Origin of the sequence: Bacillus sp. S14(2024) (assembly GCF_050473785.1) — a bacterium.
In the GTDB taxonomy this organism is placed as follows: Bacteria; Bacillota; Bacilli; order Bacillales; family Bacillaceae_G; genus Bacillus_A; species Bacillus_A yunxiaonensis.
Genome location: NZ_JBFLUP010000006.1, coordinates 1,093,326 through 1,110,584 on the forward strand (window position 1 = coordinate 1,093,326; position 17,259 = coordinate 1,110,584).

General features: G+C 36.8%; 18 protein-coding genes and 2 other annotated features (1 of these 20 cut by a window edge). Of the genes, 11 read left to right on the forward strand and 7 right to left on the reverse strand.

The annotated features are described in order from the left end of the window. Positions 1–38: 38 nt before the first annotated feature. Both AB1279_RS05805 and AB1279_RS05810 read left to right on the forward strand, forming a co-directional pair. Positions 39–1,793, forward strand: a complete 1,755-nt coding sequence (locus tag AB1279_RS05805) for a peptidoglycan D,D-transpeptidase FtsI family protein (protein WP_429758134.1) — start codon at positions 39–41, stop codon at positions 1,791–1,793. 100 nt (positions 1,794–1,893) lie between these two features. Then, entirely contained in the window at positions 1,894–2,514 is a 621-nt protein-coding gene (locus tag AB1279_RS05810; protein WP_429758135.1) for a YrrS family protein, read from the forward strand. A 32-nt stretch (positions 2,515–2,546) separates the two neighbouring features. Here AB1279_RS05810 and AB1279_RS05815 read toward each other — a convergent pair whose 3' ends face one another. Then, a complete protein-coding gene (locus tag AB1279_RS05815) occupies positions 2,547–2,762 on the reverse strand; it encodes a YrzA family protein (protein ID WP_429758136.1) in 216 nt (71 codons plus the stop codon). Between the two features lie 136 nt (positions 2,763–2,898). Between AB1279_RS05815 and AB1279_RS05820 the strand changes: the two genes are divergently transcribed. The 6 genes from AB1279_RS05820 to AB1279_RS05845 all read left to right on the forward strand — a co-directional run bounded on the left by AB1279_RS05820 (position 2,899) and on the right by AB1279_RS05845 (position 9,622). Next, positions 2,899–3,537, forward strand: coding sequence for a class I SAM-dependent DNA methyltransferase (locus AB1279_RS05820; protein WP_336481756.1), 639 nt, complete (start codon positions 2,899–2,901; stop codon positions 3,535–3,537). Positions 3,538–3,551: 14 nt separating this feature from the next. Further along, the gene (gene mtnN / locus AB1279_RS05825) at positions 3,552–4,247 is read left to right on the forward strand and encodes a 5'-methylthioadenosine/S-adenosylhomocysteine nucleosidase (protein WP_429758137.1); all 696 of its coding nucleotides are present in this window, start codon (positions 3,552–3,554) and stop codon (positions 4,245–4,247) included. An 85-nt stretch (positions 4,248–4,332) separates the two neighbouring features. After that, the gene (locus AB1279_RS05830) at positions 4,333–5,256 is read left to right on the forward strand and encodes an O-acetylserine dependent cystathionine beta-synthase (protein WP_429758138.1); all 924 of its coding nucleotides are present in this window, start codon (positions 4,333–4,335) and stop codon (positions 5,254–5,256) included. 2 nt (positions 5,257–5,258) lie between these two features. Beyond that, positions 5,259–6,392, forward strand: a complete 1,134-nt coding sequence (locus AB1279_RS05835) for a bifunctional cystathionine gamma-lyase/homocysteine desulfhydrase (protein ID WP_429758139.1) — start codon at positions 5,259–5,261, stop codon at positions 6,390–6,392. Positions 6,393–6,656: 264 nt separating this feature from the next. Continuing rightward, on the forward strand, positions 6,657–9,260 hold the full coding sequence (gene adhE / locus AB1279_RS05840) for a bifunctional acetaldehyde-CoA/alcohol dehydrogenase (protein WP_429758140.1): 2,604 nt from the start codon (positions 6,657–6,659) through the stop codon (positions 9,258–9,260). A gap of 125 nt (positions 9,261–9,385) precedes the next feature. After that, positions 9,386–9,622: a YrhC family protein gene (locus tag AB1279_RS05845; protein ID WP_429758141.1), complete on the forward strand. Its 237-nt coding sequence runs from the start codon at positions 9,386–9,388 to the stop codon at positions 9,620–9,622. A gap of 185 nt (positions 9,623–9,807) precedes the next feature. On the opposite strand, the gene AB1279_RS05850 is transcribed toward AB1279_RS05845, so the two are convergent. Then, positions 9,808–10,563, reverse strand: a complete 756-nt coding sequence (locus tag AB1279_RS05850) for an HAD family hydrolase (protein WP_429758142.1) — start codon at positions 10,561–10,563, stop codon at positions 9,808–9,810. 106 nt (positions 10,564–10,669) lie between these two features. On the opposite strand from AB1279_RS05850, the gene AB1279_RS05855 reads away from it, so the two are divergent. Together AB1279_RS05855 and AB1279_RS05860 are read left to right on the forward strand one after the other, a co-directional pair. Beyond that, complete coding sequence (locus AB1279_RS05855; RefSeq protein ID WP_429754436.1) at positions 10,670–11,677, forward strand: LacI family DNA-binding transcriptional regulator; 1,008 nt, start codon at positions 10,670–10,672, stop codon at positions 11,675–11,677. Next, on the forward strand, positions 11,646–12,161 hold the full coding sequence (locus tag AB1279_RS05860) for a GNAT family N-acetyltransferase (RefSeq protein WP_429758143.1): 516 nt from the start codon (positions 11,646–11,648) through the stop codon (positions 12,159–12,161). The genes AB1279_RS05855 and AB1279_RS05860 overlap by 32 nt, the downstream gene beginning before the upstream one ends. A 37-nt stretch (positions 12,162–12,198) precedes the next feature. Here the strand turns inward: AB1279_RS05860 and AB1279_RS05865 are convergent, their stop codons facing one another. Next, positions 12,199–12,966 (reverse strand): CPBP family intramembrane glutamic endopeptidase, encoded by a 768-nt coding sequence (locus AB1279_RS05865; protein WP_429758144.1) that lies wholly within the window; start codon positions 12,964–12,966, stop codon positions 12,199–12,201. A 126-nt stretch (positions 12,967–13,092) separates the two neighbouring features. Then, entirely contained in the window at positions 13,093–13,638 is a 546-nt protein-coding gene (locus AB1279_RS05870; RefSeq protein ID WP_429758145.1) for a helix-turn-helix domain-containing protein, read from the reverse strand. A gap of 157 nt (positions 13,639–13,795) precedes the next feature. Between AB1279_RS05870 and AB1279_RS05875 the strand changes: the two genes are divergently transcribed. After that, positions 13,796–14,200, forward strand: coding sequence for a DoxX family protein (locus AB1279_RS05875; protein ID WP_429753788.1), 405 nt, complete (start codon positions 13,796–13,798; stop codon positions 14,198–14,200). 177 nt (positions 14,201–14,377) lie between these two features. Here AB1279_RS05875 and AB1279_RS05880 read toward each other — a convergent pair whose 3' ends face one another. The 3 genes from AB1279_RS05880 to AB1279_RS05890 all read right to left on the reverse strand — a co-directional run bounded on the left by AB1279_RS05880 (position 14,378) and on the right by AB1279_RS05890 (position 16,636). Beyond that, positions 14,378–14,518, reverse strand: coding sequence for a tRNA U-34 5-methylaminomethyl-2-thiouridine biosynthesis protein (locus AB1279_RS05880; protein ID WP_429758146.1), 141 nt, complete (start codon positions 14,516–14,518; stop codon positions 14,378–14,380). A 71-nt stretch (positions 14,519–14,589) separates the two neighbouring features. Beyond that, positions 14,590–14,898 carry a 4a-hydroxytetrahydrobiopterin dehydratase gene (locus tag AB1279_RS05885; protein ID WP_429753789.1) on the reverse strand — a complete coding sequence of 103 codons (309 nt, stop codon included), beginning with the start codon at positions 14,896–14,898 and terminating at the stop codon, positions 14,590–14,592. Beyond that, entirely contained in the window at positions 14,882–16,636 is a 1,755-nt protein-coding gene (locus tag AB1279_RS05890; protein ID WP_429758147.1) for an aromatic amino acid hydroxylase, read from the reverse strand. Before AB1279_RS05890 ends, AB1279_RS05885 begins: the two co-directional genes overlap by 17 nt. 161 nt (positions 16,637–16,797) lie before the next feature. Next, positions 16,798–17,023, reverse strand: a binding site (T-box leader). 48 nt (positions 17,024–17,071) lie between these two features. Further along, positions 17,072–17,259, reverse strand: a binding site (T-box leader); it runs 37 nt beyond the window's last position.

Consider the following 17,259-nt stretch of genomic DNA (forward strand, 5'->3'; position numbering starts at 1 on the left):
TTACACCTCGTCAACAATGAAAGACGAGGTGTTTTTTTATGAAAATGCAGCAGCGAATTATCATAATTTTAGCAGCTTTTATGTGTATGATGTTTATATTACTTGGCCGTTTAATACAAATCCAGCTTGTGAAAACGGAGTCGTTTACAGATAAACATATTAATTTAATTGAAAAAAGCGTTGCTCAGCGTACACAGGCAGTTATTGTAGACGATGGGCGTGGCCGTTTTACTGATCGAAACGGTAAAGAGCTGGTGGATGATAATCAGACGGTTTTAATTTTATTTCCATTATTGCGAAGTACGAATTGGCCGGTGCACAAGATTGCCAATATCATCGGAGTACGAGAGAAAGAATTAGAGCAGCAAATACGAATAGCAAACAAGCCCGTTATATTTCAGCAAGATGAAAAGCCGTTGAAATTAACGAAAGAACAAATGCAGCAAATTAACCATTTAAAGATTCCAGGTATTTTGGCAGCCCATGCAAGATTGAAGCAAAATGGTATTATAGCTGAGCATCTCATCGGCATTACTGGAGAAAATGAGGAGCAGTTTGTAAAGCGGTATGGGGAAAGAGAAAAGAAGAAAACACCAATCGGTATTTCAGGGCTGCAACGCTCGTTTGATGAGTTTTTATTATCAGATGGAGAAGCAAAAATACTATATCATGTTGATGGGCAAGGAGAACCAATTTTCGGGAAAAAAGTTAAGTATACATATCCTGCTAATCCTTTTTATCCACTTGTTATAGAAACAACATTGGATAAAAGTTTACAAGTGAGAGCGGAGGAACTTATCAATCAGTACAAACTTGTAAAAGGCGGTCTTATATTACTTGATATTCAAACAAATGAAATTTTAGCAATGGTGAGTAAGCCGTCTTTACATACAAACAACAAGGAAGCGTATAAGCAAGGTGCAAGTAATCAAATGCTTATTCCACATTTTCCAGGGTCTGTTTTTAAAACTGTCATTGCAGCTGCTGCTATTGAGGAAGGAATACTTACAGCAAAGCGAAGATTTGACTGCGATATGGATCTTTACGGAGAAGGGAAAGCAGATAGGTTGATGGGGAAGCTATCTTTTACAGAAAGCTTTGCTCGCAGCTGTAATCGCACGTTTGCAGTGCTTGGGCGTGAACTCTTACAAAAAGATAGAATGGTGATTGAGAAGTATGTAGACGCGTTAGGGGCAGCAAACAGCGTTGGATGGAAAGGATCTATTTTTCATACATCTTCATTGCAGCAGCTCATAGAAGAAAAAGAGGGAACAATTTGGCGTGATGAAAGAGATAAAACGGTTCGAAAAGCAATTGCACAAACTGCAATCGGTCAAAAAGATGTTCGGTTATCACCGCTAGCTGTCGCCAATATGATGGCAACAATTGCAAGAGGGGGCGAGAAGAAAGAAGTGAAAGCTGTGCGGAGCATTACATATAAAAATGGAACGAAATTATTTCATTTTGAGGATCATCTACTACGAGGGAAAACACTCAAAAAAAATACGATAAAGCAAATGCAGCAATTGTTAAGAGGTGTTGTAACGTCATCGAATGGTACAGGTTCCGCCTATCAATCATTACCATTTACAATAGCAGGGAAATCAGGAACTGCACAAACAGGGAAAGAGAATCGTGAAAATCGGTGGTTCGCTGGTTATTTTCCGTATGAAAACCCTCGCTATGCTTTAGTTGTTGTTGATTTAGAAACGAATAGGAAAGACAATATCGTAACACACATTTTTGCTGATTATGTGGAATCCATTGCTAAGTGGGAAAACAAGAGAAATTGATAAGAAATATTTTCATTTTGTGAAAAAGTAGCCCTACTCCTTCAACCTTTGTGCATTTGATGTTACAATAACAAGTATGAAAAATGTCATGGAGGTTTGAATGATGGCAGGAACTAGATTTCAACAAAAACAACAAAGGCGTCGTCAAAATGGTGTTTTGAATATTGCAATTGGTATCGTGTTATTAGCGGTAATAATTGTAGCATATCAATTATTCTTTACTTCTGATAAAACAGAGCAAGTTGCGTCTAGTGATAAAAAGGTAACGCAGCAAACTGAAAAAGAAAAAGAAGCAGCAGCTAAGAAGAAAGAAGACGCGAAAGCAGCGGAGCAAAAGAAAAAAGACGAAGAAGCAAAGAAGAAAGCGGAAGAAGAAGCGAAAGCAAAAGAAAATGAAAAAGTATCCGCAGAGAAAACAATTGCAACAGCGACAGAAGCGTATACAAAGCCAGCTTGGAAGCCAGTTGGTACAGAGCAAGGTCAATCACCAGCAATGACATTCCAAAAAGGAAGTACTGATTGGAATGAGATGATAAAGGCGATTGCGTATGCAACTGATATCCCAGCAGATCAGTTGGTGCTTAACCGTATTGGAAATAATGGGAAACAGAAAGCATATGGTAAAGTAACAGATAAACAAACAGGTAAAAAATATCAAGTAAATATTGATTGGGTAGAAAATGAGGGCTGGAAACCAACGCTTGTTCAAACCCTAAATTAAAAAAGAGAGAGGTGATAAAGCCTCTCTCTTTTTTAGCGTAATTTTTTCAATTTAAAATGAACAACAGCGCTATAATATGGTCGTTTGCTTTCAGGATCCATAATCATTTGATGTGAAACGTGATGCACTTCCATCATAAGTGCCTTATTATTATCGATTTGTTCATTGATTTTCTTTTCTAGCGATGCTAAGCTAGCTGCTTCAAAAAATTCAACTTTATCTTCCATCATTTCAAATGTAAACGACATGAAGCACACCTCTTTCCGCATGTTCATAATTTAGTGTATCAAAGAAGGCTAAGAAATACCATGTGCATTTTTGTTGACTTTTTAGCGTATAAGGCATATTATACTGATAAATCCGATAAGAAAAAGGGGAATTTTTATGGGTACAGAATTTAATGAACTATTCGATGAATGGGCTCATACGTATGATTCTTTCGTACAGGGCGAAGATATACAATATAAGGAAGTTTTCGCTCATTATGAGGAGATTTTAGAGGATGTAGTAAATAAATCTTTTGGAAATGTTTTGGAATTTGGTGTTGGTACTGGCAACTTAACAAATAGATTATTAGCTGCCGGTTACAATGTTTATGGTATAGAACCGTCACAAGAAATGCGGGCGATTGCGAAACAAAAACTTCCGCAAGATGTATCGATTATAGAAGGTGATTTTCTAAACTTTGTTGCTCCTTCGCATGTTGATACGATTGTTAGCACGTATGCTTTTCACCACTTAACAGATGAAGAAAAAAATGTTGCAATTGCGAAGTATAGTCAATTGCTAAATAAAGGTGGTAAAATAGTGTTTGCTGACACGATATTTGTAGATCAAGAAGCATATGATAAAACTGTTGAATCTGCACAAGAGCAAGGATTTCATCAGTTAGCAAATGATTTACAAACGGAATATTATACACGTATTCCAGTCATGCAATCTATTTTTGAAAACAATAGCTTTCAAGTCACGTTCACCCGTATGAATCATTTTGTTTGGGTAATGGAGGCAACGAAGCAATAGAAAGAGGGATTAGTTTGAGAATTGCTGTAATCGGAGCAATGGAAGAAGAAGTACGTATTTTACGTGACAAGTTAGAGCAAGCAGAAACGGAAACAGTTGCAGGTTGCGAGTTTACGAAGGGTACACTAGCAGGTCATGAAGTGATTTTACTGAAGTCTGGTATTGGTAAAGTAAATGCAGCAATGTCAACAACGATTTTATTAGAGCGTTATAAGCCTGAAAAAATTATTAATACAGGTTCAGCTGGTGGATTCCATCATTCTTTAAATGTAGGGGATGTTGTGATTTCAACAGAAGTTCGTCATCATGACGTAGATGTAACGGCGTTTGACTATGAATATGGTCAAGTACCAGGAATGCCGGCAGGGTTTCCAGCGGATGAAGAACTTGTTGCATTAGCTGAAAAATGTATGCAAACAGCAGATGGCATTCAAGTTGTAAAAGGTATGATTGCAACTGGAGATTCTTTCATGAGCGATCCAAACCGCGTTGCATTTGTTCGTGAGAAATTTGCTGATCTGTATGCAGTAGAAATGGAAGCAGCAGCAGTTGCACAAGTTTGTTATCAATATAAAGTGCCATTTGTAATCATTCGAGCACTTTCTGATATTGCTGGTAAGGAATCGGATATTTCGTTCGACCAATTTTTAGATCAAGCAGCTCTTCATTCTACAAACTTTATTGTAAAAGTATTAGAAGAGTTAAAGTAATGTAGCAAAAAGGCAACTGTTTCATATATAAGATATACATACAGTTGCCTTTTTCTTTTGAGGTATTAGGTAAGGAGGAAATACGATGAAAGTGTATCGCAGTGTTCATGACCTAATCGGACATACACCGCTTGTTGAAATTACGCATTTTTTACTTCCAGAAGGTGTTCGGCTTTTTGCGAAGCTTGAGTTCTATAACCCAGGAGGAAGTGTAAAAGATCGGTTAGGGCGAGAATTAATTGAGGATGCTCTTGCTAAGGGGCTTGTTACGCCAGGTGGAACAATTATTGAACCGACAGCTGGCAATACAGGAATTGGACTGGCACTTGCAGCACTTGAGCATAATTTACATGTTATCGTTTGCGTTCCAGAGAAATTTAGTATTGAAAAACAAGAACTTATGAAAGCTCTTGGGGCAACGATTGTTCATACACCAACCTCAAAAGGTATGACAGGTGCTATTGCAAAAGCAGAAGAGCTTCTTAAAGAAATTCCAAATTCATATTCTCCATGTCAATTTGCTAATGAAGCAAATCCACGTGCATATTATAAAACATTAGGTCCTGAACTGTGGGAAGCACTAGACGGAAACATTAACATATTTGTCGCTGGTGCTGGTACCGGTGGAACATTTATGGGAACAGCGTCATATTTAAAAGAGCAAAGTCAACAGATTAAAACAGTAATTGTTGAACCAGAAGGCTCAATTTTAAATGGGGGCGAAGCCGGCTCTCATGAAACAGAAGGAATTGGACTTGAATTTATACCACCGTTTCTGAATCCATCATATTTTGATACCGTTCATACGATTTCAGATCGTGATGCATTCTCACGTGTGAAACAATTGGCACAAAAAGAAGGACTTCTTGTTGGTAGTTCTTCGGGTGCAGCGCTTCACGCAAGTTTATTAGAAGCAGAGAAAGCAAAGCCAGGTACAAATATTGTAACAATTTTTCCAGATAGCAGTGAACGCTATTTGAGTAAGGACATATACAAAGGATGGGAATAAAAATGAGAAAAAAAACAAAATTAATTCATGGTATTCATATCGGAGAACCTTCAACTGGAGCTGTAACAGTACCAATTTATCAAACGAGTACGTACAAACAAGAAGGTGTAGGGAATCATAAAGGGTACGAATATTCACGTACGGGAAATCCAACTCGTGCAGCCCTTGAAGAAACAATTGCTGTTCTTGAAAATGGTCATGCAGGATTTGCATTTGGATCAGGTATGGCAGCAATTACAGCAGTGATGATGCTTTTCTCTAAAGGGGATCATGTTGTTTTAACAGATGATGTATACGGCGGAACATACCGTGTCATGTCAAAAGTATTAAATCGTTTTGGAATTGAACATACATTTGTTGATACAACAAACTTAGAAACGGTAAAAGAAGCAATTCTTCCAAATACAAAAGCGATTTATGTAGAAACACCGACGAATCCGCTTTTAAAAATTACAGATATTAAACAAATTGCAGCACTGGCTAAAGAACAAGGCTTATTAACAATTGTTGATAATACATTTATGACACCGTATTGGCAAACACCGATCTCCCTTGGTGCAGATATTGTACTTCATAGTGCAACAAAATATTTAGGTGGTCATAGTGATGTTGTCGCTGGAGTAGTAGCTGTAAATAGTGCAGAATTAGCAGAGGAGCTTCATTTCGTACAAAATTCAACGGGTGGTATTTTAGGACCACAAGATAGCTTCTTATTACTACGTGGTTTAAAAACGTTAGGAGTACGCATGGAAGAGCATGAGGCAAATGCCCGTGCAATCGCTGAGTTCTTACAAAATCATTCGAAAGTAAACAAAGTGTATTATCCAGGACTTAGCAGTCACTATAATCATGACTTAGCAGCAGAGCAAGCAAATGGTTATGGCGCAATTATTTCATTTGATGTAGATAGTAAAGAAACATTAAACGCTGTCCTTGAGAAAGTACAGTACTTTACACTTGCTGAAAGTCTAGGTGCAGTAGAAAGCCTAATTTCAATTCCTTCTCAAATGACACATGCTTCTATTCCAGTAGAGCGCCGTGCAGAACTAGGAATTACAGATACATTAATTCGTATTTCAGTTGGAATTGAAGACGGAGAAGATTTAATTGAAGATTTAGCACGAGCATTAGCATAATGGAACAAGCACTACTGAATGAAGTAGTGCTTGTTTCTTATAATTCTAATTTGTGAAATATTTCACAAATTAGACACACACAAATAAAAATATCTCGTGTATAGTAAGAACATGAAACAAGATACTTTACACATATTTATGTGAAATGTTTCACAAACAATGAGATTCATGTAGAAAAGGTAGTTCTATTTTTTTTAGCTAATAGGGACAATTAAAGACCCTAATGGACTTATTGTGTCCAAAAGCGAAATAGGAGGAAATTACATGGCAGTCAAAGAGAAAGTTGTAAATGAAATGCAAGAAGTAACAGAGATGATTGAGGCGTTAGTAAAGAACGGTCAAAAAGCTTTACAAGCATTGGAAGGATTTACACAAGACCAAATTGACAACATTGTACACGAAATGGCACTTGCTGGTGTGGACCAACATATGCCACTAGCAAAAATGGCTGTTGAAGAAACGGGCCGCGGTGTGTATGAAGACAAATGTATCAAAAATATTTTCGCAACTGAATACATTTGGCATAGTATAAAAAACGATAAAACAGTGGGGATTATTCGTGAGGATCCACATGAGGAAGTTATAGAAATTGCAGAGCCGGTTGGTGTAGTTGCTGGGGTAACACCAGTAACAAACCCAACTTCAACAACGATGTTTAAAGCAATTATTGCGATGAAAACGAGAAACCCAATTATTTTTGCATTCCACCCTTCAGCGCAGCAATGTTCTATCGCAGCTGCTAAAACAGTGCGTGATGCTGCAGTAAAAGCAGGGGCACCAGAGAATTGTATTCAATGGATCGAAAGACCTTCTGTTGAAGCGACAAAGCAACTTATGAATCATGAAGGGGTGGCACTTGTTCTAGCAACAGGAGGCGCAGGAATGGTGAAATCAGCATATTCAACTGGTAAACCAGCTTTAGGGGTAGGACCAGGTAACGTTCCTTGTTATATAGAAAAATCAGCACATGTGAAGCGAGCTGTGAATGATGTAATCTTATCGAAAACATTTGATAACGGTATGATTTGTGCTTCTGAACAAGCAATTATTGTAGATAAAGAAATCTATAATGATGTGAAACAAGAAATGGTAGCGAACAATTGTTATTTTGTAACAGCAGAAGAACGAAAAAAATTAGAGAAACTTGTTATTAATGAAAATACATGTGCAGTAAATAGCGATATCGTAGGGAAATCCGCTCATTATATTGCAGCTTTAGTTGGGATTACAGTACCTGAAGACACAAAGATGCTTGTAGCTGAAATTAAAGGAGTCGGCGCGGATTATCCGTTATCTCGTGAAAAATTAAGTCCAGTATTAGCTTGTATAAAAGCAAATTCATTAGAAGAAGGACTGCAACATTGTGAAAATATGTTAGAGCTTGGCGGGTTAGGGCATTCTGCAGTCATTCACTCTACAAATAAAGAAGTACAAAAACAGTTTGGACTACGTATGAAAGCATGTCGTCTTATTGTAAATGCTCCGTCAGCACACGGCGGAATTGGTGATGTATATAATGCTTTCATTCCATCACTTACACTTGGATGTGGATCATACGGAAAGAACTCTGTTTCTCAAAACGTAACGGCAACACATCTACTGAATATAAAAAGACTTGCAAACAGAAAAAAGAATATGCAGTGGTTCAAGCTGCCACCAAAAATTTATTTTGAAAAACATGCAACGCAATATTTAGCAAAAATGCCGAACATTTCACGAGCATTTATTGTAACAGATCCTGGAATGGTGAAACTTGGATATGTTGATACAGTAACGCATTATTTATGTCAACATATGAACGATGTAAAGGTAGAAGTATTTTTTGAAGTAGAGCCAGATCCATCAGATGAAACGGTATTTAAAGGAGCGGAAATGATGCGAAGCTTCAAGCCAGATGTGATTATTGCTCTTGGCGGTGGATCAGCGATGGATGCAGCAAAAGGAATGTGGCTATTTTATGAGCATCCAGAAACAGAATTCTTTGGCATTAAACAAAAGTTTTTAGACATTAGAAAACGTACATGTAAATATCCAAAACTAGGAACTAAAGCGCAGTTTGTTGCCATTCCGACAACATCTGGAACAGGGTCAGAAGTTACTCCATTCGCAGTTATTACAGATAAAAAGAACAATATCAAATATCCGCTAGCTGATTATGAATTAACACCAGATGTTGCAATCGTTGACCCGCAGTTTGTTATGACAGTACCGCCGCATGTGACTGCTGACACAGGAATGGACGTATTAACACATGCAATTGAAGCGTACGTATCTATTATGGCAAACGATTATACAGATGGATTAGCCTTAAAAGCAATTGATCTTGTATTTAAATATTTACCACGTGCATATAAAGATGGAAATGACGAAGAGGCGCGTGAAAAAATGCATAATGCTTCAGCAATTGCTGGGATGGCATTTGCCAATGCGTTTCTTGGTATTAACCATAGCTTAGCACATAAAATTGGACCGGAGTTTCATATTCCGCACGGACGTGCTAATGCAATCTTAATGCCGCATGTTATTCGCTATAACGCAATTAAACCGAGAAAACATGCGCTATTCCCTAAATATGAGTACTTTGTTGCAGATGAGCGTTATGCACATATCGCAAGAATGCTTGGCCTTCCAGCAAGCACAGTAGAAGAAGGTGTGGAATCATTAGTACAAGCCATTATCGCTCTTGGAAAAGAATTAAATATTAATATGAGTGTTGCTGGTCAAGGTGTTGAAAAAGAAGCATTTGAAGTGGTTGTTGATGTACTTTCTGAACGAGCATTTGAAGATCAATGTACAACAGCAAATCCGAAATTACCGCTTATTTCAGAATTAAAAGAAGTATATATGCAAGCATATAAAGGTGTGTAATGAAAGAAAGAGCCGCGTGTATTGCGGCTCTTTTCCTTTTGGAAAACTTCTCCCTCATTGGTTGTATTTACTTGCCTACGAAACGATGAAAATATGATACAGTGAAAAGGAGGAGTGATTAAAGAATGAAAGAATTACAGCAAAAAATTGCTGATTATATTCGTTTCGGTCAAGTCATGTTAGCACTAAGTGCATTTTTGATGCTCGGTTTATTACTCCCAAATGGACACAAAGAAATGGTGCAAATGTTTGCCATGATGGGTGTGATTGCTGCTTTTTTAGGCGGTTCTTTTTATTTTTTCTACCGTGCAAGAGAGTTGCGTGACAAGTTAGAGGAGAACGAACATGAACAGATGTTATAGATAGAAAAGCTACTTAAAGAGTATATATCTTTAAGTAGCTTTTTTTGATGAAAATACTGCGAAATGGGTGCTGAGTGTAACAAAGCTGGGAGCATATGAGCACTGTTTTTTACATTCTTTATCCTACATAGCCCGATTCGATTTCTATATATCAATTATGGTATGAATACAGTAGACAGTTTTGTCTACTGTGTTTTTTTAGTTAAAACTTGAATATCGGTGTAAGCTGTAATAATAAAATCAGCGTATGGTGTTAATTCTTCTATTGCATGTTCGTGATTTGCAATCCCTACAGCAATACTGCCTGCATCTTTGGCCATTTTTACATCAACAACAGTATCTCCAATCATAATAAGTTCATTTGTTTGAATACCAAGTTGTTTACATGTTTTTATAATCATCTCCGGGTTCGGCTTTCCGCATGTTACATCTTCTGGAGTAAGAAGAAAATGCAGAGGTGGTACGGAAAGAAGTTCTATACACTTTTTTGCTCGTAATTTAGTATCTGATGTTAAAATCCCTGTATAAATTCCTTCACTTTGCAAGGAAGTTATACAGTCAGCCGCTCCTTGAATCGGATGAAAAGCATTTTCAATGCATAACTCTTCATCGCTTTCTTTAAAAATAGCAGCGGCAATTTCTTTACAGCGATGCCATGGATATTTTGTTATTTGATATAACAGGCTTGCCGTAACAATTATTTCATCCTCTTCAGGTGCAACTGCTAGTAACCCTTTAAAATCAACTTGATCAGGATGTACGAAGCCAACTGCTTTTTCCCAAAGCGATTCGTATCCTTCGCCAACAATTTGTAAAAATTTATATTTTCGTAGTCTATCAATTTCATACCAAAAAGGGATAGCTTGAAATAACGTACCATCCTTATCAAAGGCAACTGCTTTTGCATTAATAGTTTCTCCTAAAATTTGAATTTTTCCCATATTTAAGGTCACCTCATTTATAATAGATATATAACTTACTATATACTGTACATTCTGAAATGCGTTACAGGTCAAGGGGGGATTTACGATTTTTACAATTGAAGATATCGCTAAATTAGCTGGAGTTTCTAAAGCGACCGTTTCCCGTGTACTCAATCATCATCCGTATGTTCGTACAGAATTAAGAGAAAGAGTGCAAGCGATTATTGATGAAAAGAATTATGTTCCCGTGGCAGTAGCAAAAGATTTACGGCGTCTGCAAACAAATTTAATCGGTGTAGTAGTACCAAATTTACATCATCCATTCTTTAGCCAACTTATTCAAGAAATAAGTGATATTTTAAAAGAAGATCGTTATGATGTTGTGATATTACAATCAAATTATGATATGAAAAGGGAAAGAGAGTTTATACAGTACGTAAGAACGAAGAAGTTAGATGGGCTTATTTTTACTACACTTTCTTTACCAATAGAGGAGATAGAGTGCGCAATAACTTCAGGCACAATTGTTATATGCAATGAGCATGTAGAAACAGAATTGATATCAACGGTTCAATTTGATGAAGAACAGGCGGGGTATTTAGGAACAAGGCATCTTTTAGAAAAAGGATATACACGCATTGGATTTTGTTACGATACATTAAAAAGTAAGGCGCAGCGGAAAAGATACCAAGGATATAAAAAAGCTTTATGTGAGTACAAACTATCGTTGCAACAGGAATGGGTATTTCCGAATTGTTATGGATTAAAGGATGGGAAACGCATTGTACATACTATGCAATCCATGAAAAATGCTCCTGATGCAGTTTTTACAGGTAGTGACGAAATAGCTGCAGGGGTGATTATGGAAGCGCAGCGAATGGGAATTTGTGTTCCAAAAGATTTTGGTGTGATTGGATTCGATAATCAGGAAATTTCGATGATGATGAATCCTAATATAACGACCATCCATACCTCGATTGCAAGTATGGCGAAGAATGCTATCATTTTATTGCATAAACAATCAACAGGAGAACGTGTGCAACGAATACAATTACCTATTTCAGTTATAGAAAGAGAATCGACAAGAAAGGGGGAAGACCGTGTTTCACACGAACCGTTTACAAATTCGTAAATATACAATGGATGATTTAGATTTTTATGCTTCTTTATGGGGAAACGAACAAGTGATTCGCTACATTGGGAAAGGAACTCCCAAAACGTATGAACAATGCAAAAAAAGTCTTGAAAGCTGGGTTCTTCCAGGATATGAGCGTGGACTTGGTTTATTCATGATGTTACATAGAGAGACAGGAGAACCAATCGGTCATGCAGGACTTGTTCGTCAGCGTGTCGATGGAAAAGAAGAAATTGAAATTGGATATTGGCTTCTTCCCAAGTATTGGGGAAATGGATATGCGAAAGAAGCTGCAGCTGCTTTTCGTGATTACGGCTTTCAAGTACTTCAACTTCAGAAACTTATTTCTCTTATTAATCCCAATCATCCAGCTTCTATTTTTGTGGCAAGAAAAACAGGGATGGTTTATGAGAAGACGGTGTTATTTCATGATATGGATGTTCTCGTTTATTCAATGAGAAGAGCAGGGATAGGAAAATAATAACCTGCTCCTTTTTATTTTAGTATATAAAAGATAGTTATAAAATCATCCCGCTGCATACCATTAATAGATTCAGAGCAATGTGCCATATAACAGCTGGAAGGATACTATTAGCTTTTACGGTAATTCCTCCATAAAAAAATCCACCTATACTAAAGCTAATACAAACAATCCAAGGAAAACCTAGAGAATAATGTTGTAAGCCAAATCCGACGCTGGTTAGGACAACAGCCCACTTTTCTCCCGTTTGTTTTGTGAAATTTGTAAGTAAAAATCCTCTCCAAATCCATTCTTCTAAAACCGCATTTATAATAGAAAATAAAATAGCAAACAGAAAAACATGTTGAATATAGGGTAGTCCTTTTAAAAATAGAAATGGTATAAAAACAATAATATTGATGCTGATAGCAATGATGAGAAACAGTTGTATTGTGATTTCTTGAGGACCTCTCCATATAAATGGAGCGTAAAGTGTATTTTTCCATTTTGTTTTTTGCCAATATGACATGAATGTCTGTTTATATCGACGTGAAGCAGTGAGAAATGGAATAAAGACAAGCAGTAGACAAAGACGTCTTATTAAGATTGTTGTTTCTTTAGAGGGAAATGAAATCGTATGCATTGCAAATAAGTATAGAGCAAAACCAAGGGCAAATAATATATTTGTTACTGCAAATGATTGATATGCTTTTTTCCATAGTAAAACAAGTGTAGATCCTATCCATATAGCAACAAGTACAGGATTTTGTAGTTGCAGTGTAATGACAAGAAGTACGAACGAAGCGAGGGATATAAAATAGTACATATTCTGTATTCTCCTACCTTTAAAATCCAAATTTATCCTTATAAAGAATATTATACAAGAACATAGAAGAGAGAAATATGTTTATTTCATAAAGAAAGCATTGCAAACAAATTTGCTTACAATGCTTCAATATACATGTTTTCGATTTTCAGCATGGCTTGAAATAAGAAGAAGTGCAGCTTCATCACCAATATTACGAACGATGTGTGGTACACAAGCGCTCCAAGAAAACGAATCCCCTTCTTCTACAATGGCAATATCTTCTCCATGTTGAACCTCTAATTTTCCGCGTAAGACAAGATGACATTCTTCCCCTTCATGAGCATTCGGTGTGTTTTCTTTCGGAAAGCCGGGAGGAATTTCTACTAATGATAAACGCAGTCCTCCTTGTTCAGATACATGCTCAATTTTTTGTTGATCTTTTCCGTAAATACTATATTTCCGTTCTTCTTTTTTTACAATTTTCATGCGATCTTTTTGCTCTAACAATAAATAAGGGAGAGGAACATTTAAAAAATGAGCGATTGTTTCTAGAGTAGAAATAGATGGAGATGTTTTATTGTTCTCCACTTGGCTCATAAATCCTTTAGAAAGCCCTGTTCCTTCACAAATTTGCGCAATTGTAATACCCCTGCGCTGCCGAATTTCACGTATTGTCGAACCAATATTCATAATGCTCGATCTCCTTTTTCTAAACAGATATTTGTATCATAGCAAATCTTTTTTACTTTTTCTCAATAAAAATCAATTGACGAATAAAAAATTTTATTGTATGTTTTGTATTGTAAATAAAAGTTTCATATAACAAAACAATAAAGGAGAACGAACGATGAATCAATATATTGGTAATTTAATTATTCGAATTGTGTTAGGAGTTACGTTTTTTGCTCATGGTTTAGCAAAGTTCCAAGCAGGAATCGATAACATAGCAGGTTGGTTTACAAGTATTGGTTTACCAGGCGGTCTTGCATATGGCGTTGCGACAGTAGAATTAGTTGGTGGTATTTGTTTAATTATCGGTTTAGGTGTAAGATATGTCGGACTATTATTTGCACTTATTTTAGTTGGAGCAATTGTAAAAGTGAAATGGTCAGCTGGTTTATTAGGAGACGGAAAAAATCCTGGATATGAAATAGATCTTGCATTATTAGCAATGGGCCTTTACTTATTTGTTGTAAAAGCAGAAGGATTTGTAGATCGTTTCTTAAAAGCGACAGTATTGAAAAAAGACTAGTACTACTTCACAACAATTGATTTGAAATAGTTCATGATTGGAACATCTGTTATGTAGGAAAATGAAGTGTATCATATTCATTCTCGTGTGAGATAGAAAAAGGAAGCTTAAATAGTGGCTTCCTTTTTGTCTTTTTTCGATGTGAGAAGCAATATGCCGAAGTACGAGATGCTATCTCTAGTTCTTTCCAATTTGATACCCAGAAATTGCACCTAGTCTGAAAAGAAATAAACTACCCGAATTGTAATGGTTTGTGAAGAAACTAATGATTAGCCAAGCAACAAATGCACCGAGGAAAAGTTGAATGAGGTGTTTCAATTATGTTCCTCCTACATGTTTAGCTATATGAAATGAACCAGCAGAAAAGTTTCTGGCTGGTTCATTCCATGTTATCTTACAATTGCTTTTTCATTTTGCAAAAACATCTCATCAAACTGTTTTGCCATTTCAAAATCAAGTTTTGTCAAACCTTTTGCATTCCATGATGACAACGTGATAATAACTGCTTTATACTGGATAAGGATAAATGGATGGTGATTGTGTTCTTCTGATAGTTTGGCCGCTTCAGAAACAAATTCGACACCTTTTAAGTAGTCGGAGAACATGTATTTTCGTTCAATCCATTTTTCGTCTTTTATTGTCCATTTATCCAACTTCATTAACTCTTCTTGTACTTCTTCGTTAGTTAATCGTTGCATTGTTTATCACATCCTTTATTGGGAGTAAGGCAAGCCCGTTATTAATTAGACGCTGAACTTCTTCATTATTTTTAAAGGAAGAAAGTTGTTGAAACAATGCTGCACGTTCTGGAATCTCCACTTTATACTCTAGTAATAATTCTAAAATCTCAAGGCGCAGAAGCCATTCCTTTTCATAAAACTTATCTAATACGTGATGGATTGCTACAAGCTGTTCTATAAGCTGTTCGTGTAATGAACCTTCGCTCCGAATATCGCGAACAGTTTCGTACATTTTTTCAAGCTCTGTTCGTGTGCGCGGTGCAGGTATAACTTCTTCTTCTTCTGCTATTGGGAAGAATGCTGCTGGATCAGCTGCACCAGGGAAAACAGAAGGAATTGCTGAACCAACTGCCATATCAAATGTACCCCATGCTGCATCGAATAATAAGCGGTCCTTTAAAGTGACTGTACAATTTGTAAATGAAATGACGGCGACTTTTTCCTCATTTCTAATAATGTCGGTTACTGTCCCTGTCACATGTACACCGCTTGTAAAGGTAAACTCAGTTTTGTTACCAACAGAGATTCCTAATGTGTTTAATTCTTCGTCTGTGCAAGATTCTAATGCGATATTATTTTGTAACAATCCGATTGGTGTACCAAACCCATCTTGGTGCACAGTTGTAGAATGATTTGGTAATTGTGTATGATCGATAGCTAGTGCAGTTGGACTACCTGTTTTTATATAAATAGCCTCACCGCTTTCATCTTTTACTACTTCAACTAGTGTTCCTGTAATTTGCAATCCGCTGTTTAAAGTAACTGTCGCTGTATTTTCAGAACGCAGTGCTTTATCTAAGCCTTTTGTACCGCCTGATTTGAATGCCATTGTTTCTGAGAATTTTTCAAGCGCTTCAATCAGTTCTTCGAAAGAGCCGCATACAAAAAGCTGAGGCTGCATTTTTGTTACATCGTAGCTCGTTTGAATACATGATTCAATGGAGAACGGTACTTTTTTGACAGCGTCAGTTAAACAATGCTTGCTTTCACCTACAGAGGAAAGCAGTCCAGCACCGTAAATTTTCGGATTTTGTATATCGCCAATCAATCCGTATTCCACTGTCCACCAGAAAAGACGGGAAATTTGTTCGGCTTCTGATAGGCCAGAAACATGTTTTTGTTTTTCTTCCACTTCTTTCTCTGCAGCAATAATTTCTTCTGGAGTAGATGTACGGCTTTCTTTTACAATCGTTAATTGACGAACTGCTTCAAACAATTCGTGTTCTTCTTTTGTAGAGAAAGCTTTTGCTCCAATCTTTCCGAACAACTTTACATATTTTGCATATGTAGGGTCGAGTAGAATTGGGGCATGTCCAGCTGCTTCATGAACAATGTCAGGAGCTGGTGTATATTCAATATTTTCTACTTTGCGAATATCTGTCGCAATTGGCAGGAGACCATGTCCTTGGAAATCAAAGAATGCTACGCCAGGAATTAAGCCGTCAATTGTAACAGCTCCCCAGCCGCTCGGTGCTAAACAATTGTTCATTTCTTCTACTTTTGGAATGGCATCTATATTAATACCGGAAGACTGCAATCCGTTTACATATGCTGGATGTGCAACGTCTTTTAAAAAGTTATGATTTTGTCTCATAATGTAGCGCCATACAGCGTGATCAATAGGTGTGTATTGGTCGTAATGCTGCTTTGATACAAATGGTTTTAAATGTGATGGAATTTCTGTTGTTCTTGTCATATAGATATCCTCCTTTTATGTAAAAAAGTGCTAGGATTTGTTTTTTTATGCGCATCACTCCTTTCAAAAAAATGTAAGCGCTTCTAAAATTTTATCATAAAATTCCGAATTATTTAATATTTGTTTTGCTGCAAATAGAAAAAATCCCTATCGGAAAATCCGATAGGGACGATAAAAATCGCAGTACCACCCTACTTGTAAACAATAAACTGTTTACCACTCTCTTAGGATAACGGAAGGATCCGTCTTTTCCTTCATGAAAGGTTCACTACGAGAAAGAAGCTCCAGAATTGTAATTCATGTTTATATATGTACTGATTTGCACCAATCATCAGCTCTCTGAAACAGGGATATAAGCCACTACTATTATTCTATCAACGCGTATATATGAAATTGTTTAAAGGGGGGAACGCAAAAAAGCCCTATCGGAAATCCGATAGGGACCATAAAAATCGCGGTACCACCCTATTTGTAAACAAAAGACTGTTTACCACTCTCTTAAGATAACGGAAAGATCCGTCTTTCCCTTCATGAAAGGTTCACTACGAGAAAGAAGCTCTGGAATTGTAATTCGTGTTTATATATGTACTGATTTCCACCAACCATCAGCTCTCTGAGACAGG